We start from the raw sequence: 24,685 nt of genomic DNA on the forward strand, positions 1-24,685 counted from the left end.
TAGACGCAAGGGGGGCTGTCGCCGCGCGGTGCCGAGACGGTGGCGAGCGGCGTCGGCGTCCAGTCGATGCCCATCGCCTCGGCCCCGCGGGCGAGCACCTTGGCGGCGGCGTTCAGCTCGTGGGCACGGTAGCGGTAGCGCGGGCGCTTGGGGCCCCACGGATAAGTGACCGGACCGGAGATCTTCAAGTCGTCCTCGACCTGATCGTAGTACGACCACATCTCGCGCCAATCGAGCGGCCAGTCCGCACCGTAGCCGAGCAGCGTGCGCGACTTGAACCATTCGGGCCGGAACCGCAGGGCGACCATGGCATAGTGCACGGTGGAGCCGCCCACCGACTTGCCGGAATTGTTCGAGCCCATCTGCAACGGGTTCTCGCCGTCGACGATGCGCTCGTCGGTCCAGTAGAGCTTCGATTGATGCATCTCGTCGGAGGCGAAGTCCTCCAGCGGGCGCCAGTACGGGCCGGCATCCAGCGCCGCGACCGTGAAGCCGTGCTCGGCCAGGCGGCACGCCAGCGTCCCACCCCCGGCGCCGGTGCCGACGATGACAAAATCGACCTCCTCCTCGTCGCGGAACTGGCGCATCGGCACCCACTCGCCCCTGCGCATCACGTCGGGCGCGCGCCCGTCGACGGCGCGGGGCCGGTGCATCGGATCATCGGCGGGCGTGCCGCGGCTCGGGTTGTCTGCGGCGGTGCCGGTTCCGGAAAGTCGCATGTCGATCAACGATCCTCAGCGGCCGACGCGCAGGTTCTCTTGGTAGGCCTCTTCCTCGCGGCCGGGCTTGGCCTCGGTCGCCTCCCATGGGTCGCGCCGGTCGAAATCCATGCGGACGTAGCCGCGCGGACTCGCCGGACCGCCCCAGCCGATCTCGTTCCAGGCCGTGGGATGGGCGTAGTAGGCCTTCACGAGATCGGGGATGATCCGCTTCTTGAAGAACAGGTCGCTCGGCATGTCGGCCCAGGCCGGACCGCGCAGCGCGCCGTCTTCGCAAGTCTTCAGCAGCATATCCTGCGCCCAGGCACCGAGCTCGCCGAAGGCCGCGCCGAAGGCCGCACGCGCCTCGGCATCGAGGGCCTTGAGGCCGAGGCGCCACGCCGTGCCCTGCTCGGGCAGGCCGGCCTGACGGTAGCCGTCGTGCTCCCCGCTCGCGAGCTTGTGGTCGACCATCGCCGCCGCCGGCACCGGATCGGTGCGGCCGGCCGGCTGGGGCACGATGCGCCCGGCGACGGCCAGGAGGGTGGCGAACTCCGCTGCGTCGAGAAAGCGGTGCGTTCTCGGCGTGATCGCCAGCCGCTCGTCGATCACGGACCGGGTCTTGGGATTCCAGGAGGGCGTGTCGCGCTTGGCGAGCACGTCGTAGCTTGGAAAGAGGTCTTTTCGGGATTGCACGGGACCTCGGGGGCTAGAACCGGGAGCGGTGACGTTCGAGGAGTTCGAGGGCGGCGAGACCGCCCAGCGCGACGCCGGAGAAGGAGGGAGGCGCCGGGAGCGGCGGCCCGTCGATGAGGTTCTGGCGCCAGTTGCCCCAGCCGCCCATCATTCTGGCAACGCCGTAGGCGTGGAAGGCTACGCCGATGATCCCCATGGCCGAGACCGCCCACATCGCCGCCTTGGCCTCGGTCTGGGACGCGCCGGGTGCGCGGGTGGCGGCGAGCGCCAGCGCCGCGGCGCCGAGCGGCGGCAGCGTCACCGGCAGCAGCATGGCCGGGTTCTGGAACGCACCGCGAAAATGCAGCAGCCCGGCCTCCGCGGTCGTGCCGAGCAGCATCCCGGCGGTGGCCAGGGCGAGGACCTTGCCGGCGGGCAGGCCGGCCAGCTCCGGCGCGTCCGGGTCGGCATCGCGCACCCGTTCGGCGACGACGCCGAGGATGCCGGCGAGCGTCAGCGCCATCGGCGCCCCGATCGGGGCGGCATAGAACAGGTTCTGGAAGGAATACCCGCCCTCACGCTTGCCGACGTTCCAGGCATGGAAGCCGAAGCCCACGAGGCCGGTGAGCCCGGCGAGGGCCTGCGCGGCGTGGCGAACCCGCGAACTGCCGGGGTCTGTGTCGCCCGCCCCGTGCAGCGACGAGGCCAGGGTGATGCTCGACACCACGATCGGGGTGTACATCGCCCGGTTGAAGAACTGGCCGCGATAATGCTCCAGTCCCGAATCGAACAGCACGGAGGCGGCGAGCATGGAGGAGGCGTGGTTGAGACGTTGCGCGGCGCTGGCGGTCACTTCCGCGCCGCGCGAACCGTAGCTGCGCCCACGATCGGGCAGTGCCTGCCGGCCGCCCTGGGACGCCGGACCTGCACGCTTCGATCGACCGGCGGCGAGCCAAGTCAGCAGGCCCGCGCCGGCGGCGGCGAGGGCGAGCGTCGCGACCGGATGCCCAGGAAGTTCCAGGCGCAACGGCGAGGCCCGACGAAGGGTCGGCGGCACAACGCCACCTGCGGTATCCGCCGAGGATCGGTGACGCTCGCGCAGATGCGGCGCGCGACTAGACGGCATAGACATCGATGTCCTGGAATTCGAGCAAGCGTCTGGGCCGGATCGCCCCGCGATGTGGAACCGGTACCTTATCGAGACAGTAGCTTCCGATCCGCGCAAGATCCCGGAAGGCTCGCGCCGTCATCGATCCGATCGACGGGTCTTCCCGCGTGCCGGGAGGCCGATCCTACCTGCTGCCGGGCAGGACGGAGCTCAGTACCTGCCGCGCGGTGTCGACGAGCAGGTGGCGCTCCTTCGGGTCCCCCTTGCCGAGCATCGACATGAAGTTCCGCACCTGCTGGAAGGTGAAGAACGGCGGCAGCGGCGGCACCTCGGGATCGGTCTTCACCTCCAGCACCACCGGCACCGGGCTCGCCAGAGCCTCGTCCCAGGCCGCGCCCATACGCTCCGGATCGTCGACGTAGATGCCCTTCAGTCCGATGAGCTCGGCGAACTTGTGGTAGGGCACGTTCGGGATCGTCTGGCTCGCCTCGAACTTCGGGTTGCCCTCCATCACCCGCTGCTCCCAGGTGACCTGATTCAGGTCCTCATTGTTGAACACGCAGCAGATCCAGGTCTTGTTCGACCAGCGGTGCATGTACTTCGAGACGGTGATGAGCTCGGCCATGTTGTTCATCTGCATCGCGCCGTCGCCGACGAGCGCGATCACCGGCCTGTCCGGGTGCGCGACCTTGGCCGCGATGGCGTAGGGCACCGCGGCTCCCATCGAGGCGAGGCCACCCGAGAGCGAGCACATCTGGCCGCGGCGCATCTTGAGGTCGCGGGCGTACCAATTGGCACAGGAGCCGGAATCCGACGTGATGATCGCTCGATCGGGCATGCGCGGCGAGAGTTCCCAGGTGACGCGCTGCGGATTGACCGGGTTCGCCTTGGCCATCGCCCGGTCCTCGGCCTCCTTCCACCAGGAGACCATCCCCTTCTCGATGCCCTTGCGCCAGGAGCCGCCTTCTTTCTTCTGTTCCAGGAGCGGCAGCAGAAGGCGAAGGGTCTCGGCGGACTCACCACAGAGCGGCACCTCCATCGGGTAGCGCAGCGAAAGCATCTCGGGCGCGATGTCGATCTGCACGCCGCGAGCCTGGCCTTCCTCGGGCAGGAACTCGGCCCAGGGAAAGCCGGAGCCGATCATCAGTAGGGTGTCGCACTCCTCCATCATGTCCGAGGACGGCTTGGAGCCGAGGAGACCGATCGTGCCAGTGACGAAGGGGAGGTCGTCGGGCAGCGCCGCCTTGCCGAGCAGCGCCTTGGCGACGCCCGCCTGGAGTTTCTCCGCCACCGCGATCACTTCGTCGGTGGCGTGCAGCGCGCCGGCGCCGACAAGGATCGCGACCTTCTTGCCCGCGTTCAGCACGTCGGCGGCACGGCGAAGGTCGGCCTCGAACGGCACGACCTTCGGCGCCGTGTAGCCGACGCCGGAGAACGTGTTGCCGTGCGCCCGGACCGGTGCCTCGTAGGGAACGTCCTGCAGGTCGTTGGGCAGGATGATCGCCGAGACCTTCCTTTCCGCCTTGGCGATGCGCATAGCACGATCGACGATGTGGCGGACCTGGGCGGGCGAGGAGGCCTGCTGCACGTAGGCGGCGACATCCTTGAACACACTGGTGAGGTCGAATTCCTGCTGGTAGTGCGCGCCGTTGACGTTGCGGGCCTGCTGCCCGGCGATGGCGAGCAGAGGCACGTGGTCCATGTGCGCATCGTACATGCCGGTCAGCAAGTGGGTCGCGCCCGGTCCGGAGGTGGCCATGCATACGCCAACCTCGCCGGTGAACTTGGCGTAGGCCGCCGCCATGAAGGCGGCCATCTCCTCGTGGCGCACTTGGATGAACTCGAAAGGCAGGTCGGTGCGCTGCATCGCGCCGAGCAGGCCGTTGATGCCGTCGCCGGGGTAGCCGAAGATCTTCTTCACGCCCCACTCGGCAAGACGTTTCCAGAAGAAGTCGGCGACGGTTTCGGCCATGTCTGGTGCCTGTCGATGTGGGGCGGCGTCCGTGCAGACGGCGGTGCGGGTAAGGAAGCTGCGGGCCGGCGTCGAGGTGCACCGCGTCGGGTCGCGCGTTCGTTCCTCGCTAACCTGACTGTGGATGTGCGGTTCCTGGCTAAGTTGCGCGCAATCTGACGATCTCGTGAGGCAGGCTCACCCAGCTCGGCCGGTGAGATCGAGCGCGTAGAGGTGCTGCTTCGAGGTGACGAACAGCGTCCGCTCGTCGGGCGAGAAGCATAGGTTGGAGCAGACCTGCGGCGTCGGGATCAGCCCGAGCCGATGCCCCTCGGCGGAGAACACCTGGATTCCAGCCTCCGAACTCGTCCAGACCCAGCTGCGGCTGTCGGTCCGCAGGCCGTCCGGTATGCCGGGCTCAATCTCGGCGAAGACGCGACGGTTCGTCAGAGCGTGGTCGTGGGCCACGTCGAAGGCGAAGATCGTGTGGCGCCCTCCGCCGAGGGAGCGGGAGGTATCGGTGACGTAGAGCGTCCGTTCGTCGGGCGCGAAGGCGAGGCCGTTGGGCTGTTCGAGGTCGGCCATGCGTGACACCGCGCCGGTGTTCGGGTCGAACCGGTAGACGCTGCGATGGTCGAGTTCGGCCTCGGCGAGCGCACCCTGCTTGGGCAGGACGAGACCGTAGCCGGGGTCGGTGAACCACAACGCGCCGTCGGCAGCGCAAGTCACGTCGTCCGGCGAATTGAACCGCTTGCCGCCATACGCGTCGACGACGACCTCGTAGCGGCCATCCGGCATCGTCCGCGACAGGCGCCGCGTCCCATGCTCGCAATGGATCAATGCGCCGTCGCGGTCGATCGTATGCCCGTTGATAAACGGCGTAGCGTCGACCACCACCTCCACGCGCCCGTCTTCCCGCCAGCCGAGGACGCGGCGCCCCTCGACATCGGACCAGACCAGCAGCTGCCGGGCCGGCCACCACACGGGGCCCTCACTGAACGTCGCCTGGTCGTAGAGGGATATGAGCCGCGCATCGTGCGGTACGACCGCCGCGAAGCGCGGATCGCCGGCCCGCGGCGCATCGACGTGCGGGACCGGATGCGGCGCACCTGCATGGCGAAGCAATTCGGGCATGGCGTCATCTCCTCGAGGCGACACTCGGCGTCCGAGCGTTCGGGCGGCGTTCGCAGAACCAAGCGATCGGAGTGGCTCGCGCGCGACCGTCAGCCGCCGCCGCGGTCGATGACCGGGCCGGACAGGCTCAACGCTGTGTTCACGACGCCGAGATGCGTCAGGGCCTGCGGAAAGTTCCCGCTGAGGCAGCGGCCGGGGACGTCGTATTCCTCCGAGAGAAGCCCGACATCGTTGGCCACGCCGAGCACGCGTTCGAGGTAGGCTTCGGCCAATTCGTGTCGCCCCTGGAGCCGCAGGCAATCGGCCATCCAGAGCGAGCAGGGCAGGAACGCCCCCTCGTCGCTGGCGTCCCCCTTCGCCCGCATGCGTCGGATCAGGCCGTCCTGGTCGAGGTCGGTCCTGATCCGCTCGATCGTCGCCGCCATGCGCGGCTCGTCGGCCTTCAGGAAGCCGACGAGCGGAAGGAGCAGGAGGCTCGCGTCGAGTTCATGGCTGCCATAGCTCTGCGTGAAGGTGCCGAGGCCGGCGTTCCAGCCCTCGCGGCAGACCTCAGCATGCGCCCGGTCCCGGTTCGCCGTCAGCGTCGCGCGAAGCGTCTCGGACGGGTCGCAATGCCGGAGCACCCGGTCGAAGCCGACCCAGCACATGGCCTTGGAATAGGTGTACCGCTTCGGATCCCCACGCGATTCCCAGATCCCCGCACCGCGATCCTGCCAGATCCGGGCGAGGTGTTCGACGAGGCGCCGTTCGACGGCACGTTGATGGTCCGTTGCCTCTATGCCGGCCCTGCGCGCGAGAGCCAGGGTGTCGAGGACCTCGCCGTAGATGTCGAGCTGCTTCTGGGTGGAGGCGGCATTGCCTATACGCACGGGCCGCGCCTCCCGGTAGCCGGGAAGGGCGTCGACGGTCCATTCGGACAGGTGCCTCGACCCGTCGACGCGGTACATGATGCGAAGCGCGTCCGGATCTCCGGCGATGGCCCGCAGGAGCCAGTCGCGCCAGGCGGTCGCCTCGGTTGTGAAGCCGGCATTGAGAAACGCGCCGAGCGTGAAGGTCGAATCGCGCAGCCAGGCGTAACGATAATCCCAGTTCATGCCGCCGGCCGGCACTTCGGGCAGGCTGGTAGTCGGCGCTGCGATCAGTCCGCCCGAGCGCGCGTGCGTCAAGGCCTTCAGCGTCAGGAGGGAGCGCTTGACTGCAGCGGGCCAGCGGGTTCGCGCGGCATCGAAACCGGCGATCCAGCGCTCCCAATGAGCTTGCGTTGCAGTCAGCGCGGCCTCGATGTCGAGGCGCGGCACGTCGGCGTCCCAAGCGGAGGTGCGGGATAGGACGAAAATGTGGCGCTCGCCCTCGCGCAGCGTGAATGCCGCCTTCGCATCACCATCCTCGACAGTGGCAGGCATGCTCGCGCGGAGTGTCAAACGATGCCGGCCAGCTACCGCCACGGCGCCGTCCTCGCAGACCTCCCACCACGGCTTTAGGGCGCCGTAATCGAAGCGTGGACACACGTTGCACTCCAATGCGACGGTGCCCGACAGCCCCTCAACGATACGCACCAGAGCCGATTGCGTCTCGCGGATCGGCATGAAGTCCGTGATCCGAACGGTTCCGTCGGCTGTCCTCATCTCCGTCTCGAGGATCATCGTGTCGCCGCGATACCGACGGCTGACATGTATGACAGGTCCCCGGGGGGCGATCGACCAGCGGCCATTCCTCTCGGTCCCGAGAAGCGCGCAAAAACACGCGTCGTCGTCGAAATCCGGCCAGCACAGCCAGTCGATCGAGCCATCCCGAGCGACCAGAGCGGCGGTCTCGCCATCGCCGATCAAGGCATAGCTTTCGATAGGTTTGCTCAAAATTCTTCTCCCCAAAGAAGCCCATGCCGAGTGCGTCGGCCAGCCTTCCGGCGGCATGCACGTGATGGAACGTTGTGCTGCCTAGGCCAGCCTGTCGGCGATGTGGTCGGCCACGCGCAGGGCGTTGGCGATGATCGTCAGCGTGGGGTTCACGGCGCCGATCGACGGGAAGAAGCTCGCGTCCGTGACGTAGAGGTTGTCGAGCTCGTGCGCTTTGCAGTTCAGGTTTAGCACCGACGCCTTCGGGTCAGTGCCGAAGCGCAGCGTGCCGGCCTGGTGCGCGGTGCCGCTCAAAGGAATATCCTTGCCAAGGTAGAGCGAGCGCTCGAACAGGTAGGTGTAGAGGCCGCCGGGCCGGAGCAGGTCCTCGAGCTTGCCGCGCAGGCGGTCGTGCGCCTCGCGGTTGGTCTCGCGCACGTCGAGGATGACCCGGCCGTCCGAGCCCAGCATCACCCGGTTGTCGGGGTGCGGCAGGTCCTCGCTCTGCAGCCAGAAGTCCATGGAATGGCGCGCCACCATCTCGAACGGCGCGTTCGGGAGGAACCCGGTCCATTTCGGAAACTCCTCGCCGCGGATCTGCTCCGGATGCGTCTTAGCGCACATCTGGATCAGACCCATCGGGAACTCCCACTCCTTCGATCCGAAGTAGAAGTCCGAGACCGCGAGGGTCTTCTGGAAGACGGTGTCGTTGACCTCCTTCGACAGGGCCATCAGCACCGACATGGTATGGCGCATGTAGTTGCGCCCGACCTGATCCGAGCCGTTGGCGAGCCCGTTCGGGTGGGCCGCGTTGGCCGAGCGCAGGAGCAGCAGCGCCGAGGAGAGTGCGCCGCACGCGACCACGACAATGTCGGCGGTGTAGCGCTCGTCCTGCCCCTCGCGGGTCACGCGAACCCCGGTCACCGTCCGGCCCGAGGGATCGGTCTCCAGCGTCGAAACGTAGGCATTGACGAGCAGGGTGACGTTGTCGTGGCGCGCGAGCGTCGGGTCGACGGTCATCACCTGCGCGTCGGCCTTGCCGTTGAGGAGGCACGGGAAGCCGTCGAAGGCGTCGCAGCGGATGCAGATGCTGGTCGGCGTCGGCTTGCCGTTCCGCTCGTCGAGCTTGATGCCGAGCGGCAGGTGGTACGGGTTGAGACCGAGCTTGGCCCAGTCGTCCGAGAGCTTCTGGATGCGCGGCTCGTGGCTGACCGCCGGATGGTCGTAGGGACCGCTTGACCACGGCTCGTTCGGATCCTCGCCGCGGTTGCCGTGCACTGCGAACAGCGCCTCCGCCTGCGCGTAGTACGGCTCGAACTCCGCATACGAGACCGGCCAAGCCGGTGACAGGCCGTCCACGTGACGGACCTCGCCGAAGTCGCGCGCGCGCAGCCGGAACAGGGCGGCGCCGTAGACCTTGGAGTTGCCGCCGACATAATAGTGCAGTGCCGGGCTGAAGGACCGCCCGTCGCCGCCGTACCACGTTTCCTTGGCTTGATAAGCGCCATCGACGAAGACGGTTTTGGACGACCAGTTGTCCTGCGAGCGCGGAAGGTAGTCGCCGCGCTCCAAGAGCAGGATGCGCTTGCCGGTCTTGGCCAGCCGCGACGTCAGCGAGCCGCCGCCGGGGCCCGAGCCGATGACGATGACGTCGTAGTGGTCCTGCGGCATCGCTCGGTCTCACGCTGCGGCCCGCTCCGGGACGGGTTCGCCCGCCAACGGGACAAGCTTGGAGACGTTCCAACGTCCGGAGTCACGGGATCGTGCTCGCCGCGCTGCAGCAAATCCTCTCCCTCCTGCGGCGTCGCGCGGCAACCGTGGAAGTCAAGCGGCGTTGGGCACCCGAACACCGTTCCCGCCCTCCCCCCGCCGGACCCTCCCATGCACCCGACGTCCCACTTCCGATGACGTGGCTCAATCTCGTCGCCGTGCCGCTCCTGGCCAAGATCTGCCTCGTCGGCATGTTTCCGTTGAGCGCCTACGACAAGGTTGCGCATTGGGACGAGGCCATGGGGCAGGCGCGCTCCGGACCGTTGCCCTTCCCGAGCCTGCTGCTCATCCTCGGCATCCTGGTCGAGGCGGTGACGCCGGTTCTGATCGTCGTCGGGGTGTTCGACCGGGCAGCGGCCTTCGTGCTCGCCGGCTTCTGCGCCGTCACGGCACTGATGTATCACCCGTTCTGGCGGTTCCCGGACTTCTGGTCGAAGAACGGTGAGGGCCGCACCCATTTCTGGGACTTCTTCAAGAACTTCGGCCTCGTCGGCGGGCTTCTTCTGGTGGTGATCGGCGGTGCCTACGCGCCGGTCGTGCAGGTGGTCGCGCATCCGCTGGCGAACGGCCCCTGGGCCGCCGCGAGCCGCTCCATCCCCGACAACCGTTGAAGGAACAGCCTATGGCCAATCAGGACAACGGAGGCCCGCCGCCTCGGGTGCCGTACTGGCACGTCTACACCGATGTAGACGGCGTGAGTCGTCAGGCGCGATTTGAACTCGACGCGTTCACGTTCGAGGGCGTGAACTCCGAGACCGCCCCGCAATGGAACGACAAGCAGGAGCCGACGAAGTCCAACGTCACGGTCACGGTGCTCCCCGTTGGCTGGGTCGGGCAATGGCACGAGAACCCGAAGCCGCAGTGGATCGCGATCCTGTCGGGCCGCTGGTTCGTTGAGACCATGGACGGAACCCGCGTCGAGATGGGGCCGGGCGAACTGATGATGGGCGAGGACCAGAACACCAGGGAGCGCGACGGCAAAAATGGTCATCTGTCGGGCACCGTCGGCGATCAGCCTTGTGTGATGATCGTGACGGGCCTCGACGTGGAGCCGACTGTAAACCAGCCGGGTCGCTTCAAGTAGTCGTCCGAGGGACCAAGCGCCGCTCAGGCGCGCAGGTCGACCGCCAGAAGGTAAGATTGCGCGGCGATGAACAGGCGACCGCGGCCCGGGCCGCCGAAGCAACAGTTCGAGGGCGTGGCGGGCATCGGGATGAAACCGAGGCGAATGCCGTCCGACGCGTAGATGTGGATGCCGTCGCCGGCCGTCGTCCAGACCCAGCCGCGCTCGTCGACGGCAAACCCATCCGGATAACCATGGTCGGTGCGGCAGAACAGTCGCCGCTCCGAGAGCTCGCCGGTAGCAGCCACGGTGAACGCCTGGATCTCGTGGGTGTCGCGCGCGTGGCCCCCGATGATCTCGCCGAGGGACCGAGCCGTGTCGGACACGTAAAGTGTGCGCCCGTCCGGTGAGAAGAACAAACCGTTCGGCTGCTCGAAGTCGGCCATGCGACGCAACGCGCCGTCGCGGGAATCGAACCGGTAGACGCTGCGGTGGTCGAGTTCGGGATCGACGAAGCTGCCCTGGTTCGGCATGAGGATGCCGAAGGTCGGATCCGTGAACCAGATCGAGCCATCCTGCGCCACGGTCACGTCGTTGGGCGAGTTCAGGCGCTTGTCCTCGTAGTGGGTGACGATCGGTTCCGGCTCGCCGTCGGCGTTCGAGCGGCTGATGCAGCGTCGGCCATGCTCGCAATGGACGAGGCGCCCCTCGGCATCGACGGCATTGCCGTTCATGAACTGCGTATTGTCGATGGCGACCTCGACACGGCCATCGGGATACCACGCGAGGAGGCGCCGGTTCGGCACGTCGGACCAGATCAGGCGGTCGCGCGACGCATCCCAGATCGTGCCCTCGCCGTGCAGGGTGAATTGATAGAGGATCGACGGCACCTCATCGAGGGACAGAGCCTCTTCGAGCCTGGGATCGTGCACCTCGATACCGGTGAAGCTGTCGAGCTTCCGGGGCGGCCCCGCCTTACGCAGAAGCCGGCCCGGCGACAAATCGATGCTCTTCGACATCATGCTTCCCATATCCTACCAACCACGCGTCGATCGCGATGCGCGTTGAACCCGAACGCGCCCTCGACGGTTCGGTGCCCCTGCGAGCGTGTGACCGGATGAGCCCCGCTCAGGCCCTCGCCCGGCTCGGATGATCCGCCTCAAGCCAACGGCTGCTGTGACCGGCAGGTCTGCGCACGACAACCGGCCTGTCGGCGGGACATGAAAATCGTCCGGCCGGCGAACTCGGCGCGCGGCTCCACATCGGGCCCAGCGCGATCACGCCGCTCGTCGACAGGCTGGAGGCCGCCGGCTTCGTCGCCCGCGCCAGGACCTCGGACCGGCGGGTGGTGCTGGTCGCCCTGACCGATGCCGGGCGTCGACTGGAGGAGGAAGCCTCGAAGGCGCAGCAGGACGTCGTATGCCGGGTGGGTCTGTCGGACGGCTCGCTGTCGGCTCTGCGGCAAGAACTGATGAATCTCGCGGACCGCGTCACCGCCCCCGTCGCGGTGCAGGGCGCTTCCCCGGGTCGGCCGCGGCAGGGCAGATGAGGACGGCGCTCGGTCCCGTTCCGTCCTCGGGCGCCCGACGCCCGACAGGCTGTGCGTGCCCGTCCATCGCGTCCGGAACCATTCGGGATGGAACGACCGGGATTGCGCCTTCGTGGCGAGGATGGTGCAGTCGGAGCGCCTTGCGGACCGAGCCGCGTCGTCGAGCGTTGACGCCTTGCAGCGCGAAAACGCTTTCCACCTCTTCGAATCCGAGGCCGAACATCCGTATGTCCGCCCACCCTCTCGTCACCGACACATGGAGCCCAGGCCGGTGCTCCGCTTCCGAGGCCCGAACCGAGTCCTGCGAGGCGTGAGGTGGTGATCGACGCGACGGCGTTCCTCTCCGGGGGCGGCGAGGCGGCGCGCCTGATCCGCGAGCGCGATTGGTCGGGGCATCCCCTCGGTCCGCCGGAGACATGGTCGCCAGCATTCAAGACCGCGCTCGCGCTGGTCCTGAACTCGCCCGAGAGCATGGTCCTGGCCTGGGTGCCGGACCTGCATTTGTTCTTCAACGACACCTATTCCAGGCTACTCGGCCCACGGCTGGCCTGGGCCACGGGCGAGCGCTTCGACCGGGTCTGGTCCGACGCCTGGGACCAGGCGAGGCCGATCATCGAGGACGCCTTCGCCGGCCGCAGCCGCCGCTTCGAAAACCTGCCATGGAAACTCGACACCGACCGCGGGGCGGCGGAGACGTGGTTCTCCTTCTCCTATTCGCGCGTGCTCGACGCCGATGGCGCGGTGGCGGGCCTCTTCATCTTCACCAACGAGACCACCCAGCGTGTCCTGGCGGACGCGGCCCTTAAGGGGTTGCCCGACCTCGCGGTCCTCGGGCGTGAACAGCACGTCGGCGCTCCGGCCGACGATGTCCTGGGATGCGTAGCCGAAGACCTCGGCCGCCCCGGCCGACCAGGACGTGACGGTACGGTCGGTGTCCAGGGTGAGGATCGCATAGTCGGTGGCGGCCTCGACGATGAGGCGAAGCCGCTGCTCGCGCTCGCGCAACTCGTCGGTGGCGACCTTCATCTCGGTGACGTCCGTGCCCTCGACGAAGATGCCGGCCACCGCGCCTGCCGCATCCCGGATCGGCTGGTAGATGAAATCGAGGTAGCGTCGCTCGTTCGGCTCGCCTTTCCTGTGCTCCAGCCAGATCTCCACCCCGCGTCCGATGAACGCCTCGCCGGTCCGGTAGACCTGGTCGAGGAGGTCGAAGAACGGTTGTCCCTCTATCTCCCCCAGAGCCTCTCGGACCGTCAGACCGACGACGTCGCGGTCGCCGATCAGTCGCCGATAGGCGTCGTTGGTCATCTCGAACCGGTGTTCCGGTTCGCGCAGGAGCGCCATGAAGCTCGGCGCCTGCCGGAACATCGCCGAGAGGCGGTCGCTCTCGGCCTTCAGCGTCAGGTTCGCCTCGTAGACGCTGCGCGCCCTGTCGAAGATGCCGGTCTGCGCGGGATGCAGGTCGACATCGCCCGCGCCCTCAACGCCCCTGACCACTTCGCGTAACCGTTGGAGCTCGGTCACGTCGATGGGGTGCTGGAGCACCGTCGCGACCTCGCCTGCGGCGTCGAGCACGGGGCTATGGGTGATGCTTCAATAACGTTCCTCGAAACCCCCTCCATCGGCCTCCGGCCTTGGGATGTCGAACCGGAGCAGCGCCATCGTGTCCGGCTGGCCGGTTCGGATCACCCGCTCGAACGACGCGATGGCCTGCGCCAGGGTCGCCGGGTCGGTAGGGAAAGCGTCCCACGCCCAGCGTCCGACGAGGTCGCGGAGCTCACGTTTCGTGCTTGCGAGATACGCTTGGTTCGCGTCGACGATGTTCAGGGCGCGGTCGAGTACGAGGTACGGATTGGGTGATGCGTCGAAGGCTGCCCCTCGGTCATACGGTGTGCGTTCCAACTTCCACTCCGAACCGGTTCGGCCGTCGTCCGCGCAGGGACCGAGGCGGACGACCTCATAACCCTGGCGACATTCCGTTGCGATGCAGCGGTCGGTCACGCGTCGCCCGTCCACCCGGGTCCCGACTATCGCTCCCCGGCGCCGATCTGCTTGAGCAAGGACAGGTTGTCCATCAGAGCCCAATGCTCTGCCAGCCGTCCGTCCGCGACGCGGAAGAAATCCATCACGGCGATATCGACCGCGTTGCCGGTCGCGGGCGTGCCCTGGAACGTCCCGATATGACGGCCGGTGAAGCGGAGACGCGCCAGCACCCGGTCGCCCTCGGCGATGACCTCGGCGACATGCATCTCGATGTTCGAGAACGCGCTGTGCAGCACCTCGCCGAGCCTGGCGACGCCCGCCGGGCCACGGACGTCGAAGTCCAGGCCGGGGTCGTGGCGCACGAAGTCCGAAGCGATGAACCGCTCCCACCACGTCGCGTCGCGGTCGCGGAACGCGATGAAGTACGCGCGGACCAAATCCTTGTTCGATTCCATCGACATCGCTCGGCCCCTCAGCGTGGCTCGACCTTGACGCAGGTGAAGGCGACCGGCAGCGGCTTGCCGTTTTCGGTCTTCACTGTGAACGAGGCCGCGTTCGCCGTCGTCGATGCGATGGCATGCTCGGCGTCGGGGCTGTCGACAGGCAGGACGTAGTCCTGTCCGGCCGCCATGCCCTTCGTTGGGTCGAACACCCGGATCGTCACGTTGAACGGCTTGAGATCCGTCTTCATCGTGCCCTCCGCCCGAAGTGGGCCTATGGTTGTCAGGGTGATTGCCGCGAGCACGGCAACCGTGGTGAGGCTTCGCATCCCCGTCTCCCTTAGCGGCCGGCAGGCTCGTGGATGGGGCAACCGTTGAAGCGCTCGCGGAACTCGGCCGAGTGCCTGTACGGCGCATTGCGGGCGCGATTGATGTTCCCGAGCGGTCGGTGGGCGGCAAGGCCGGTCCAGACACCGAAGCGCATGCGCTCGTCCACGGCATCCACGCGGGCGGGGTCCCAGCTATCCTGGGGACGCACCCGGATGGTCGCGACCTTCAGGAAGGGGGCCTCGTCCTCCTTCCACTCTACCGTGGGATCCTCAACGGGCTGGCGTTCGAGGTCGCGGCAGAGCTGCACCCGGAACTCCCAGACGCCCTCGATGCCGGTCATCCCCGATTGCACCGTCTCGCGGATGGCATTCGGGCAGCCGGAAGCGTCGATCTCGGTGCCGGTCAATGCGGTCAGCGCCGGGGCCACCGGGGCGACCGAGAACTTGGCGATGTGGTCGCCGTACCGGAACGGGGTCACGCTGTAGTAGGTCTCGCCGAGCGGATCGACGTTCGGTGCGCCGCCCAGCCCGCCAATCGTCGGGCTTTCGATGCCCACCGCGTGGAGCACCTTGTTGACCCCGCGCAGGACGGTGGAGGCGGCGACCTTCAAGCCCTCGACCTTGTCGGTGGTGCCCGCGAGCAGCTTGAGGCTACCCAGGAACTTCTCGGCGTTCGGGGCCTGGAACACCTTGCCGTTGACCATAATGAAGTTCTGAGTCGTGCCCTCCGCGTCGGGAAGGCGCTCGCCCTCCACGTCCAGGACCTTGATCGCGAGACCGCGCGGCAGGGAGATCGCATCGGGCAGGATGTCGCCGGCGTTGGTCGACATGCGCATGTAGACCCGATGCTCACCAGGCTTGGCGAATAGGCCTTGGGCGAGCTCGGGCGGCAGGTCGGCCTCGACCGTGAAGGTGCCCTCCAGAATGCCGTGTGCCTTGGCGTGCACCGAGCGCACCGCGTGCCCGGAGTTGTCGGCCACCGTGGTCAGGATCTTGTCGAAGGTCTCGTTCAGACCCTCAATGGTCTTGCCTTCGTTGGCGGCGATCTTCTCGACGTCGGGGGAATAGCGAACGGGCGCTGCCGGCATGCACGATCTCCAAAAATCATTTGTGCACAACCGATTGAATCGGGACCCGTTCCGGTCATCTCCCTGATCAACTTTTCTCACTGACCTCACGTGATCGGAAACTGATCGCGTCGCCCTGGCGGTGGACCGTCAGCGTCCCGGTCCGGTTTGAAACTTTCCCCTCCATGCCTCCGTACGGGTTGGCGTACGCCCGGCCTGGGCGCGGCGCGAGGCCCTGCCTCGACGTCAGATTTGTTGCGCCCAGACTCTGTCGGACGACTATTTTTATTCGATAAATCAGGAACTTGGTGGTCGCACCTTCTCTTCTCTCCCTGTGCGAAAGGGGATTCCTTCCCCGAACAGGAGACGTCGAATGAAGATCACCACCCTTGCCCTCGCCGCTTCGGTCCTCGGCAGCCTCGCGCTCGGGGCCGGCGCCGCCTCCGCCGCGCCGATGGGCCCGAACGGTCTCCAGGCCGGCTCCTCCGCGGTCACCCAGGCCCGCATGGACCGCAGCGAGCGGATGATGATGAAGAAGCGCATGATGCGGAAGCAGATGATGAAGCGCCGCATGATGAAGAAGCGGATGATGATGAATCGCGGCATGTGATTTCGAGGCGCGGTGCGCTTCCGGAGGCCCCGATCCCGGGACCTCCGCCCTGGCCGTCCTGAGTGCGGGAAAGACCGTTTGGCTCGAACCTACCTGACCCGTTCCGCTCCCGAGACCGGCGAGGTCGAGCGTCGCCGCTGGATGTTTCGCCACCCCCTCGTCATCCGTGTCACCCACTGGGTGAACGCGGCCTGCCTGCTGGTCCTGCTGATGAGCGGCCTGCAGATCTTCAACGCCCACCCGGCGCTGTACTGGGGCAAGGTCTCGACCTTCGATGCGCCGCTGCTGGCGATGTCATCGACCGAGGACGATCCGCCCAAGGGCGTCACAACGGTCCTGGGGCGGGCTTTCGACACCACCGGTGTCCTGGGCTCCTCGGTCGGATCCAACGGCGAGGCGGCCGACCGCGGCTTCCCGGCCTGGGCGACCTTGCCGAGCGACCAGGACCTGACCGGCGGCCGCTCCTGGCACTTCTTCTTCGCGTGGACCTTCGTCCTGAACGGCCTCGCCTACCTGCTCTACGGCCTGGCCAGCGGGCAGCTTCGGTTCCGCGTGATCCCGTCCCGCGACCAGATCCGGCATTTCGGCGCGTCCATCTGGGAGCACCTGACGCTGCGCTTGCCGCAAGGCGACGAGGCCAAGCGCTACAACGTCATCCAGAAGCTCACCTACCTCGTCGTGCTGTTCGTGCTCCTGCCGGTGCAGGTCCTGGCCGGCCTTGCGATGTCTCCGGCGATGGATGCGGCCTTCCCCTCCCTGCTGACGTTGTTCGACGGACGCCAGTCGGCCCGCACGGTCCACTTCGTCGTGGCGGCCCTGCTCGTCCTGTTCGTGATCGTGCACGTCGCCCTGGTCCTGCTGTCGGGCTTCTGGAACAACATGCGCGGCATGTTCACCGGCTGGTTCGTGATAGAGCGCAAGGTCGAGCCGGCACCCGTCACCGGGGAGACCCGGGCATGAGCCGCCCTCCCAGCCGACGTGCCCTCCTGACGGGAGCGTCCGCCCTGGCCGCGGCGGCCATGCTCGGCGGCTGCGACCGCCTCGGCAACGCGGAGTGGTTCCGCCGCACGCTCAAGACCGGCGAGGACGCAAACCTGTTCGTCCAGCGCCTGCTGCTCACTGATCGGACGCTGGCCCCGGAATTTACCGAGGCCGACATCTCGCCGTGGTTCAAGCCGAATGGGACCGAGGACCCGCCCGACAGGGACTACAAGGCCCTGGCGAAAGGCAAGTTCGCCAAGTACCAGCTGGAGGTCGGCGGCCTCGTCGAGGCGCCCTTCAAGCTGTCCCTGGCCGACCTCCGCAAGCTTCCCGCCCGCACCCAGATCACCCGGCACGACTGCGTCGAGGGGTGGAGCGCCATCGGCAAGTGGACCGGGGTGCCGCTCGCCGAACTGCTCAACCGCGCCAAGCTCAAGCCTCAGGCGCGATACGTGGTGTTCCACTGCGCCGACACCATGGATCAGGGCAGTCCGCTCGAAGGCGGGGGAGACGACGAGGGGGCCGACAAAGTCCCCGCCGGCAACGCCAACCCGAGCATGACGAAGCAGTCGGGCGGCGGCGAGAGCAGGAAGGACTCCGGCGGCCAACAGGCGACGGAGGACGATGCGGCCAGCGGCGGAACGCCGGTTCGGTTCTACGAGAGCATCGACCTGGTCGACGCGTTCCACCCGCAGACCATCCTCGCCTACGACATGAACGGGCAGGCGCTTCCCGTGTCGAACGGCGCGCCATTGCGCCTGCGGGTCGAGCGCAACCTCGGCTACAAGCAGGCGAAATACGTGATGAGCATCGAGGTCGTCGAGAGCTTCGCCCACATCGGCGACGGCAAGGGCGGGTACTGGGAGGACCAGGGCTACGCCTGGTACGCCGGCATCTGAGTTGGCGTGGACGGGACGTCGACGTCCCTGCGGGCATTGCGAGCGCAGCCCGCTCGTGGCGAGTTAAGGACAATGCCGTCATGTCCCTACATTTTGAACGCGTCGGCACGGGCCGGCCGCTACTCATGGTCCATGGGCTGGGGTCCAATCTCCGCACCTGGGATCCGCTCTTACCCGCATTACGCGGCTCGCATGAACTGATCCTGATCGACCTGCCGGGACATGGCGGATCGGCCCCGCTCGCGGGTCGGCAGACGATGGAGGCCCATGCGGACGCCCTCGCCGGCTTCGTGCAGTCGCAAGGCCTGACGACGGCGGACCTCGTCGGCAGTTCGGTGGGAGGCCGGCTGGTGCTGGAGCTGGCACGGCGGGGCATCGGTCGGCACTGCGTGGCGCTCGATCCCGGCGGCTTCTGGCGCGGGTGGGAAACGGGCTGGCTTCACTGGACGCTCGCGGCATCGATACGCCTGGTGCGGTTGCTGCGGCCCTTCCACCCCCTCCTGTCGCGCCACGCCGCCACCCGTACGCTGCTGCTCGCCCAACTGTCCGCCCGCCCCTGGGCGCTGCCACCGCAGCTCGTCGTAGGGGAGCTGCAGAGCCTGGCAGCCACACCGGTGTTCGATGCGATGCTGCGTGAGCTGGCACACGGGCCGTTGCAGCAGGGTTCGACAACGACCCCCGGCCTCGTCACCATTGGCTGGGGCCGCCAAGACCACCTGCTGCTGCCGCGCCAAGCCGCACGCGCCCAGCTAGCATTCCCGTCGGCCCAGCTGCACTGGTTCGAGCGCTGCGGCCACTTCCCGCATTGGGATCAGCCTGCCGAGACGGCGCGCGTGATCCTTGAAACGGTTGGGAAGGATGCGCCTTGAACTGGCTTGTCGCACACCCGAGCCCGCGGCCCCTTCGATATTCGGAACGGCATCCCGTTCCCGGTTCGATACGTCGAATCCCGAGTCCGCCGCGCGCTCTCCTGCCGCGATCCGCTTCAGTTTCCCGATCACCGTGAGGAAGATCATGACCTATCTTCGATACGCCCCCGACATCGAGAAGCCTGCTGCGGACGAGCAGGAAACCATCGACGGCATCATCGCCGGCATGACGCAGCAATCCGAGACGGTGGAGAAGCGCGAGCATCACGCGGTCCGTGCCAGCCACGCCAAGAGTTCGGCCTGCGTCACGGGCGAGCTGACGGTCCCCGCCGGCCTTCCGCCGGAACTGGCGCAGGGGTTGTTCGCCACGCCCGGAACGCATCCCGTCGCGGTCCGCTTCGCTCAAGGGCCGGGCGAGACCCTGGGCGACCGTGTCTCGACCCACCGCGGCATGTCGATCAAGGTTTTTGACGTCCCCGGCGAGAAGCTGCCCGGCCACGCGGTCGACACCCAGGATTTCGTCCTCGCGACCGGGACGACCTTCCCGTCCGGGACGGCGGCGGGCTTCCTGCGCGACGGCACGGTCATCGGCAAGTCGACCGGCCTGCCGGAGGGCGTGAAGAGCGCGGTGTCCTCCACCATGCGCAACCTGAACAAGGCGCTGCATGCCTTCGGCACCGAGAGCGCGTTCGCCGACTTCTTCGGGCACCCCTACAGCCACCCGCTGGCGGACAGCTACTTCAGCCAGGCGCCGGTACGCTTCGGCGATTACGTTGCCAAGCTCGGGGCTGTACCCGCGACCGAGTCCCAACGCTCGCTGTCCGAGTGGCGGCTCGACCCGCACCAGGACGAGGACGGCTTCCGGCACGCCACCGTCGCGTTCTTCCGGGAGAACGAGGTGGTGTTCGAGCTGAAGGCGCAGCTCTGGGCGGATGCCGAGCGGCAGCCCATTGAGGACGCGTCGGTGGACTGGCCGGTCTCGGTCAGCCCCTACCTCACGGTGGCGACGCTGCGCCTTCCGCGCCAGGACGCCTACTCTCCGGATCGGGTGCGCTACTTCGACGAGGTGATGACCTTCCGCCCGGCGCACAGCCTCGCCGCGCACCGCCCGCTCGGTTCGGTGATGCGGGCGCGCCTCCAGGTCTACCGGGCGCTGAGCGACTTCCGCCACCGCGAGAACGGCGTGGCGGCCGAGGATACCGCCGGCATAGACCGCATCCCGACGTGAGGAACGGCACGAACGGCGCCTCCGTTGAACGACGACATCCAGAAGGACGATGACATGAGCTTGCAGGGCAAGAAGATTGCGATCCTGATCGCACCGCGCGGCACCGAGGAGCCGGAGTTCGCCAAGCCCCATGAGGCGGTGAAGCAGGCTGGGGCGACCGTGACGGTCATCGGCCTGGAGGCCGGCGAGGCCGAGACGGTGAACAATGACCTCGATCCCGCCGGCCGGTACAAGGTGGACAGGACCATCGATGGGGCGTCGGCCGCGGACTTCGACGGGCTCGTCATCCCCGGCGGCTGCGTCGGCGCCGACAAGCTCCGGGCGAGCAAGGACGTCGTGGCGTTCGTTCGGGACTTCTTCGCCGCGGGCAAGCCGGTCGGGGTCATCTGCCACGGGCCGTGGACCCTGATCGAGGCCGACGTCGTGAAGGGCCGGACGCTGACCTCCTACCCCACGGTCCGGCGGGACATCGAGAACGCCGGTGGCACCTGGGTCGACGAGGAGGTCGTTTGCGACAAGGGGCTCGTCACCAGTCGCACGCCCAAGGACCTGCCGGCCTTCTGCGCCAAGATCGTCGAGGAGTTCGCGGAGGGCCGCCATCCCGACCAAGCCCGGAGCGCCTGAGGAGTCGGGAAGCTAACGATTGGCTCTTGAGTTCCGGGGGCGGCCCATGGGTCGCCCCGGGTCAAACCTGGACGACGTCCCCTTGGCCGGGACGCCCTCGCGGAAGCCACCGTCAGCCCTCGATGGCACCGATCTGCTTGAGGATGCCGAGCTCGTCGGATGAGCCCCACCGCTCGACCATCTTGCCGTCGACGAAGCGGCCGATCTGCATGCCGCGGACCTTGATGGCCTTCCCGGTCGGCTTGTGGCCGTTGAAGTCGCCCTGGTGCGTGCCGGTCAGCGTGTAGGCGAAGGCGACGCTGTCGCCGTCGGCGACGAGCTTCTTCACCTCGACCTGCATGTCGGGAAAGGCGGAGCGGAGCTGCGTGAAGAACGCCTGGTATCCCTCTGGACCCATATGCTGGCCTGGCGCCGGGTCGTGATCGTGGCAATCGGAGGCGACGACCTCGGGGAAGGCGTCGAACCGACCGTCGTTGACGAGTTCGCCGAACTTCTCGGTCGCCTGGATGCTGGTCTCGCGGGACATGATGTTCCTTCAAGCCTGAAGGCGGCCGGACGGCGCCTGGATATCTCGACGCACTGGAAACTCCCTCCACGGGCGGACGTTGCCGAGGGCGTCATCCACGACGGCGGATGTGGTCGAACCGCACGCCGTCGTCGGCTTCGACTGATCGATTGGAATTCACGGAGAGAGCGATCGCCCGGCATGGAAGGCTGCCAGCTGGGACGGACCAAGGGGATGCGGACGGACGTATCTACCTGCTGCATCATCAACCGGGTCGACTTTCAGATGACCGACGATCCCCTCGACTCCGTGCCGCCGGATCCTGCCGACGGCGACGACCATCGACGGGTGAGGCGCGAAATGGTGCCCCGCTCTGGGGGCGATCTTGTTCGAGGTTGCGTATGGAAGAGACGATCAAGGCGTTCACGCTGTGGCTCGCCGTCGGTACGGAGGCGGGCGCCGCCCTGATCATCGGTTTGGCCACCATCGAGGCCGTCCTCTCGGCCCTGCTGCTGTTCGTGCCCGGGGCAGCCTCGCGCATCGTCGGGGAGGGGCCGCAGGCCGCCAAGGAGCAGGTGCGGCTGAAGCTCGGACGGTGGCTCGCGGTCGCGTTGGAGTTCGAGTTGGGCGCCGACATCCTGCGGACGGCCGTGGCGCCGACTTGGTCGGAGATCGGCCAGCTCGCGGCCATCGCGGCGATCCGCACGATCCTGAACTACTTCCTCCAGCAGGAGATCGACAAAGCCGAACGGCGATCCCCCGCCGGGCCCTCAACCCCGCCGACCGCCGATCCGGGCTGAGGTGCCGTGTCCATGCTGCAACTCGACGCCTGGATCCGCACGTTGGCGACGCTGATCGAGTTCGGCGGCGGTCTGCTCGTCGTGTTCGGCTGTGCGCGAGGTCTGCTGCGACTCGCCGTAGGGTTTGGCAGCCGCACCAGCATCGTGGCCGCCCGGCTTGCCGTCGCCGATGGCATCGTGGCCGCACTCGGCTTCAAGACGGCGGCGACCCTCCTGAAGACGATCGAGCTGCGGAGTTGGGAGGCGATCCTGATGTTCGTGGCCGTGTTCGCGCTTCGCACATTCGTCAAGCAGGCCCTCGTACGCGAGGAAGCCGGGCTGAGGATCGACCGGCAGCTCGGTTGAACGCCGCCTTCGCGGTGACGACGAGATCCACGCGGTCGTCGACCGGACGCTCTTCCGGTCCACCCGAGCGGCAACACGAGCGACGCCCGCGATCCTGTGAGGGCAGGATCCGGAGCGCGGGCGTCTTCTGCTTACCAACCACGATCCGCTCCCAACGGAACGGCGTGCGCGAACGTCGGCCCCAAAGGCTAGCTGCACGCATGCGACTCTGACTCGCCTTGCCTGGTTCGAAGCTGCGAGGGCGTCTCCAAGTGATCGGACCGCTCCGCACCGCGCTGTTTCCGATGGACAGGTCGAAAGGCAAGCCGCAAAGGACCCCATGGGCCCTGATCGCATCCTCATTATCCGTCACGCCGAGCAGCATGGCGCTCCCGGAATTGACGGCGATGGCCACCCCGATGGGCACAGCCTCACCGTGCGCGGTTGGCAGCGTGCCGGTGCGCTGATCCCCTTCTTCTGCTCGGGACAGGCGACGGTCTTCGCCCCGAATTCGATCTTTACCTCGGCGGTTGCCCCGGGTAGCGAGAGCCATAGACCTAGGCAGACCGTCGCTCCCCTGCACGCCGTCCTGCGCGAGCGTGGCGAAGTCGCGTACGACGAGCGCTTCACCAAACCCGAGACCGAGGCTCTGATGGCCGAGGTAATGACCCGTGGCGGTACCGTGCTGATCGCCTGGGAGCATTCCCGCATCCCAGCCTGCGTCGCAGCGTTGCCCGATGCTCCGCCCGTCCCGTCCGGGTGGCCGAACGACCGGTACGACCTCGTCTGGGCGCTGGAGCGGCGCGGCAGCGGATGGGCCTTCACGCAGATCGCGCAACGTCTGCTCGCCGGCGACGGACGCGTCTGAACGCACCTGGGACGAAACCGGGAGGTGCCGGTCGTTGGGCGCGCGACCAGCATCAAGACTTCATTTCATCGGGTCGAGGATCTGCGCGCGGATCCAGGCCCACTCGTTCGTGGTCTTGTTAAACAGATCGTTCTTGTCCTCTGCGTTGAGATCCGCTCCGAAAAGATCGGACTCATTCGCGCTCTTCACGACCTGATCGAGATTGGTCACGACCGTTCTGACCTCGTTCGCATGCTGGGTACCCAGGATGGCGAACAGGCGCACGGTGAGTTGCTCCAGAATGGTAACGCGGGCCCGCAGGCGGAGGGTGGTGTCGTCCATGAAGCAGTCCTCGATATCGGGGGTCTTGCGGAGCAAGCTCCTCCCGAGAATGATTTCGTGGGCGCCGAGTTCGTCGTCCGGACACCTTTCGCGTACCGCGGGCGCCTCGATCGTCCGACAGCGGTCCATCGACGACCGGGTCGCTGCATTCTCCAGAGCGGACGGACAGCCTTCGGCTCGATCCGGCCAAGGTCCACGCGATCTTCCAAGCGGGTCCGAGGCCATCGGCTAAAGTCCGAGCGCTCGTGGAGTACCTGGGTGCATCGCTTGATCGGGCCTGATTAGACAACCCCCGCCCCAACCAGGGAGGCGAGGAGCGTACCGCTGCCAGATCCACAGTGGGATGGAAGTCCGCTTTTGAAAGCCTCGAAGCCTCGCGTGTACGGCTAGGTTGGGTGGTTTTCTGCCCGTCCGCTTCCGCTCGATAATGTAGCGGAAGCGGACGTTCGAGGGTTCGTGTCAGGCTGCACGTACGGTGGCTAGGAAGCGCCCGACCTCGCTCCGCAGATGCTCCGATTGGCGCGACAGTTCCGAGGCCGCCCCCAGCACCTGGGTCGCGGCCGCGCCCGTCTCCTCGGCTGCCCCCGCGACGCCGGCGATGTTGCCCGTCACCTCGCCCGTCCCGGTCGCCGCCTGGGCGACGTTGCGCACGATCTCTTGCGTCGCGGCGCCCTGTTGTTCCACCGCAGCCGCGATTGAGGTCGCCGTCGCGCTGATGTCGCGGATCCGCTGGGTGATGCCGCCGATGGCCGCCACCGCCTGACCGGTGGACGTCTGGATCCGGCCGATCTGGGCTGAGATTTCCTGGGTCGCCCGGGCGGTCTGGCCGGCGAGCTCCTTCACCTCGACCGCCACCACGGCGAAGCCCTTGCCGGCCTCCCCGGCCCGGGCCGCCTCGATAGTGGCGTTCAGGGCCAGCAGGTTGGTCTGCCCGGCGATCGAGGAGATCAACCCAACCACGTTGCTGATCTGCTCGACGGTACCGCTCAGTTCGTTGACCAGCGCCCCTGTGCGGTCAGCCTCGTCCACCGCCTGCCGGGCGAGGGACGCGGAG

Annotated in this window: 26 protein-coding genes and 4 pseudogenes; 14 read left to right on the plus strand and 16 right to left on the minus strand. The window is 67.5% G+C overall.

What is annotated here, in order from left to right; all coding sequences use genetic code 11:
* From MKK69_RS08735 to MKK69_RS08765, 7 genes and pseudogenes are all read right to left on the minus strand, one after another.
* Positions 1-719, minus strand: a pseudogene (locus MKK69_RS08735) (GMC family oxidoreductase); the annotation flags it as partial.
* Between the two features lie 15 nt (positions 720-734).
* A complete protein-coding gene (locus MKK69_RS08740; protein ID WP_243967384.1) occupies positions 735-1,394 on the minus strand; it encodes a gluconate 2-dehydrogenase subunit 3 family protein in 660 nt (219 codons plus the stop codon).
* A gap of 13 nt (positions 1,395-1,407) precedes the next feature.
* On the minus strand, positions 1,408-2,430 hold the full coding sequence (locus tag MKK69_RS08745; protein ID WP_243967385.1) for a hypothetical protein: 1,023 nt from the start codon (positions 2,428-2,430) through the stop codon (positions 1,408-1,410).
* A gap of 235 nt (positions 2,431-2,665) precedes the next feature.
* Positions 2,666-4,453 (minus strand): thiamine pyrophosphate-requiring protein, encoded by a 1,788-nt coding sequence (locus MKK69_RS08750; RefSeq protein WP_243967386.1) that lies wholly within the window; start codon positions 4,451-4,453, stop codon positions 2,666-2,668.
* Positions 4,454-4,630: 177 nt separating this feature from the next.
* Complete coding sequence (locus MKK69_RS08755) at positions 4,631-5,566, minus strand: SMP-30/gluconolactonase/LRE family protein (RefSeq protein WP_243967387.1); 936 nt, start codon at positions 5,564-5,566, stop codon at positions 4,631-4,633.
* Between the two features lie 89 nt (positions 5,567-5,655).
* Positions 5,656-7,479, minus strand: coding sequence for a glycoside hydrolase family 15 protein (locus MKK69_RS08760; protein ID WP_243967388.1), 1,824 nt, complete (start codon positions 7,477-7,479; stop codon positions 5,656-5,658).
* 24 nt (positions 7,480-7,503) lie between these two features.
* Positions 7,504-9,072, minus strand: coding sequence for a GMC oxidoreductase (locus MKK69_RS08765; protein WP_243967389.1), 1,569 nt, complete (start codon positions 9,070-9,072; stop codon positions 7,504-7,506).
* Positions 9,073-9,305: 233 nt separating this feature from the next.
* Here MKK69_RS08765 and MKK69_RS08770 point away from each other — a divergent pair, with 233 nt between their 5' ends.
* Both MKK69_RS08770 and MKK69_RS08775 read left to right on the plus strand, forming a co-directional pair.
* Complete coding sequence (locus MKK69_RS08770) at positions 9,306-9,782, plus strand: DoxX family protein (RefSeq protein ID WP_243967391.1); 477 nt, start codon at positions 9,306-9,308, stop codon at positions 9,780-9,782.
* Positions 9,783-9,793: 11 nt separating this feature from the next.
* Entirely contained in the window at positions 9,794-10,255 is a 462-nt protein-coding gene (locus tag MKK69_RS08775; protein WP_243926730.1) for a cupin domain-containing protein, read from the plus strand.
* Positions 10,256-10,278: 23 nt separating this feature from the next.
* Here MKK69_RS08775 and MKK69_RS08780 read toward each other — a convergent pair whose 3' ends face one another.
* On the minus strand, positions 10,279-11,256 hold the full coding sequence (locus tag MKK69_RS08780; protein WP_243967392.1) for an SMP-30/gluconolactonase/LRE family protein: 978 nt from the start codon (positions 11,254-11,256) through the stop codon (positions 10,279-10,281).
* Between the two features lie 185 nt (positions 11,257-11,441).
* Here MKK69_RS08780 and MKK69_RS30955 point away from each other — a divergent pair.
* The 3 genes and pseudogenes from MKK69_RS30955 to MKK69_RS08795 form a co-directional block, all read left to right on the plus strand.
* Positions 11,442-11,573, plus strand: a pseudogene (locus tag MKK69_RS30955) (MarR family transcriptional regulator); the annotation flags it as partial.
* A 6-nt stretch (positions 11,574-11,579) separates the two neighbouring features.
* The gene (locus MKK69_RS08790) at positions 11,580-11,783 is read left to right on the plus strand and encodes a hypothetical protein (RefSeq protein ID WP_243967393.1); all 204 of its coding nucleotides are present in this window, start codon (positions 11,580-11,582) and stop codon (positions 11,781-11,783) included.
* Positions 11,784-12,254: 471 nt separating this feature from the next.
* A pseudogene (locus MKK69_RS08795) lies at positions 12,255-12,509 on the plus strand (hybrid sensor histidine kinase/response regulator); the annotation flags it as partial.
* 81 nt (positions 12,510-12,590) lie between these two features.
* Here the strand turns inward: MKK69_RS08795 and MKK69_RS08800 are convergent.
* The 5 genes and pseudogenes from MKK69_RS08800 to MKK69_RS08820 form a co-directional block, all read right to left on the minus strand.
* A pseudogene (locus MKK69_RS08800) lies at positions 12,591-13,151 on the minus strand (PAS domain-containing protein); the annotation flags it as partial.
* Positions 13,152-13,376: 225 nt separating this feature from the next.
* Positions 13,377-13,784 (minus strand): PAS domain-containing protein, encoded by a 408-nt coding sequence (locus tag MKK69_RS08805; RefSeq protein ID WP_243967394.1) that lies wholly within the window; start codon positions 13,782-13,784, stop codon positions 13,377-13,379.
* Positions 13,785-13,810: 26 nt separating this feature from the next.
* Positions 13,811-14,221 carry an ester cyclase gene (locus tag MKK69_RS08810; RefSeq protein ID WP_243967395.1) on the minus strand — a complete coding sequence of 137 codons (411 nt, stop codon included), beginning with the start codon at positions 14,219-14,221 and terminating at the stop codon, positions 13,811-13,813.
* A gap of 17 nt (positions 14,222-14,238) precedes the next feature.
* Positions 14,239-14,535, minus strand: coding sequence for a hypothetical protein (locus MKK69_RS08815; RefSeq protein WP_243967396.1), 297 nt, complete (start codon positions 14,533-14,535; stop codon positions 14,239-14,241).
* Between the two features lie 11 nt (positions 14,536-14,546).
* A complete protein-coding gene (locus MKK69_RS08820; protein WP_243967397.1) occupies positions 14,547-15,623 on the minus strand; it encodes a catalase family protein in 1,077 nt (358 codons plus the stop codon).
* A 352-nt stretch (positions 15,624-15,975) separates the two neighbouring features.
* Here MKK69_RS08820 and MKK69_RS08825 point away from each other — a divergent pair, with 352 nt between their 5' ends.
* The 6 genes from MKK69_RS08825 to MKK69_RS08850 all read left to right on the plus strand — a co-directional run bounded on the left by MKK69_RS08825 (position 15,976) and on the right by MKK69_RS08850 (position 20,813).
* Positions 15,976-16,212, plus strand: a complete 237-nt coding sequence (locus MKK69_RS08825) for a hypothetical protein (RefSeq protein WP_243967398.1) — start codon at positions 15,976-15,978, stop codon at positions 16,210-16,212.
* A 78-nt stretch (positions 16,213-16,290) separates the two neighbouring features.
* Positions 16,291-17,172: a cytochrome b/b6 domain-containing protein gene (locus tag MKK69_RS08830; protein ID WP_409564790.1), complete on the plus strand. Its 882-nt coding sequence runs from the start codon at positions 16,291-16,293 to the stop codon at positions 17,170-17,172.
* The gene (locus tag MKK69_RS08835; protein ID WP_243967399.1) at positions 17,169-18,092 is read left to right on the plus strand and encodes a molybdopterin-binding protein; all 924 of its coding nucleotides are present in this window, start codon (positions 17,169-17,171) and stop codon (positions 18,090-18,092) included. The genes MKK69_RS08830 and MKK69_RS08835 overlap by 4 nt, the downstream gene beginning before the upstream one ends.
* 80 nt (positions 18,093-18,172) lie before the next feature.
* Positions 18,173-18,961 carry an alpha/beta fold hydrolase gene (locus tag MKK69_RS08840; protein WP_243967400.1) on the plus strand — a complete coding sequence of 263 codons (789 nt, stop codon included), beginning with the start codon at positions 18,173-18,175 and terminating at the stop codon, positions 18,959-18,961.
* A 145-nt stretch (positions 18,962-19,106) separates the two neighbouring features.
* The gene (locus tag MKK69_RS08845; protein ID WP_243967401.1) at positions 19,107-20,189 is read left to right on the plus strand and encodes a catalase family protein; all 1,083 of its coding nucleotides are present in this window, start codon (positions 19,107-19,109) and stop codon (positions 20,187-20,189) included.
* 54 nt (positions 20,190-20,243) lie between these two features.
* Positions 20,244-20,813, plus strand: coding sequence for a type 1 glutamine amidotransferase domain-containing protein (locus MKK69_RS08850; protein ID WP_243967410.1), 570 nt, complete (start codon positions 20,244-20,246; stop codon positions 20,811-20,813).
* Between the two features lie 112 nt (positions 20,814-20,925).
* Here the strand turns inward: MKK69_RS08850 and MKK69_RS08855 are convergent, their stop codons facing one another.
* On the minus strand, positions 20,926-21,339 hold the full coding sequence (locus tag MKK69_RS08855) for an ester cyclase (protein WP_243967402.1): 414 nt from the start codon (positions 21,337-21,339) through the stop codon (positions 20,926-20,928).
* A 380-nt stretch (positions 21,340-21,719) separates the two neighbouring features.
* Here MKK69_RS08855 and MKK69_RS08860 point away from each other — a divergent pair, with 380 nt between their 5' ends.
* The 3 genes from MKK69_RS08860 (at position 21,720) to MKK69_RS08870 (ending at position 23,310) form a co-directional block, all read left to right on the plus strand.
* Positions 21,720-22,118: a DUF1622 domain-containing protein gene (locus MKK69_RS08860; protein ID WP_243967403.1), complete on the plus strand. Its 399-nt coding sequence runs from the start codon at positions 21,720-21,722 to the stop codon at positions 22,116-22,118.
* A 12-nt stretch (positions 22,119-22,130) separates the two neighbouring features.
* Positions 22,131-22,463 carry a DUF1622 domain-containing protein gene (locus MKK69_RS08865; protein WP_243967404.1) on the plus strand — a complete coding sequence of 111 codons (333 nt, stop codon included), beginning with the start codon at positions 22,131-22,133 and terminating at the stop codon, positions 22,461-22,463.
* A gap of 319 nt (positions 22,464-22,782) precedes the next feature.
* Entirely contained in the window at positions 22,783-23,310 is a 528-nt protein-coding gene (locus MKK69_RS08870) for a histidine phosphatase family protein (RefSeq protein ID WP_243967405.1), read from the plus strand.
* Between the two features lie 60 nt (positions 23,311-23,370).
* On the opposite strand, the gene MKK69_RS08875 is transcribed toward MKK69_RS08870, so the two are convergent.
* Both MKK69_RS08875 and MKK69_RS08880 read right to left on the minus strand, forming a co-directional pair.
* Positions 23,371-23,631, minus strand: a complete 261-nt coding sequence (locus MKK69_RS08875; RefSeq protein WP_243967406.1) for a hypothetical protein — start codon at positions 23,629-23,631, stop codon at positions 23,371-23,373.
* Positions 23,632-24,090: 459 nt separating this feature from the next.
* On the minus strand, positions 24,091-24,685 hold a 595-nt coding region (locus tag MKK69_RS08880), incomplete at its 5' end, for a methyl-accepting chemotaxis protein (protein ID WP_243967408.1).

The organism is Methylobacterium sp. J-026, assembly GCF_022829585.1.
GTDB lineage: Bacteria > Pseudomonadota > Alphaproteobacteria > Rhizobiales > Beijerinckiaceae > Methylobacterium.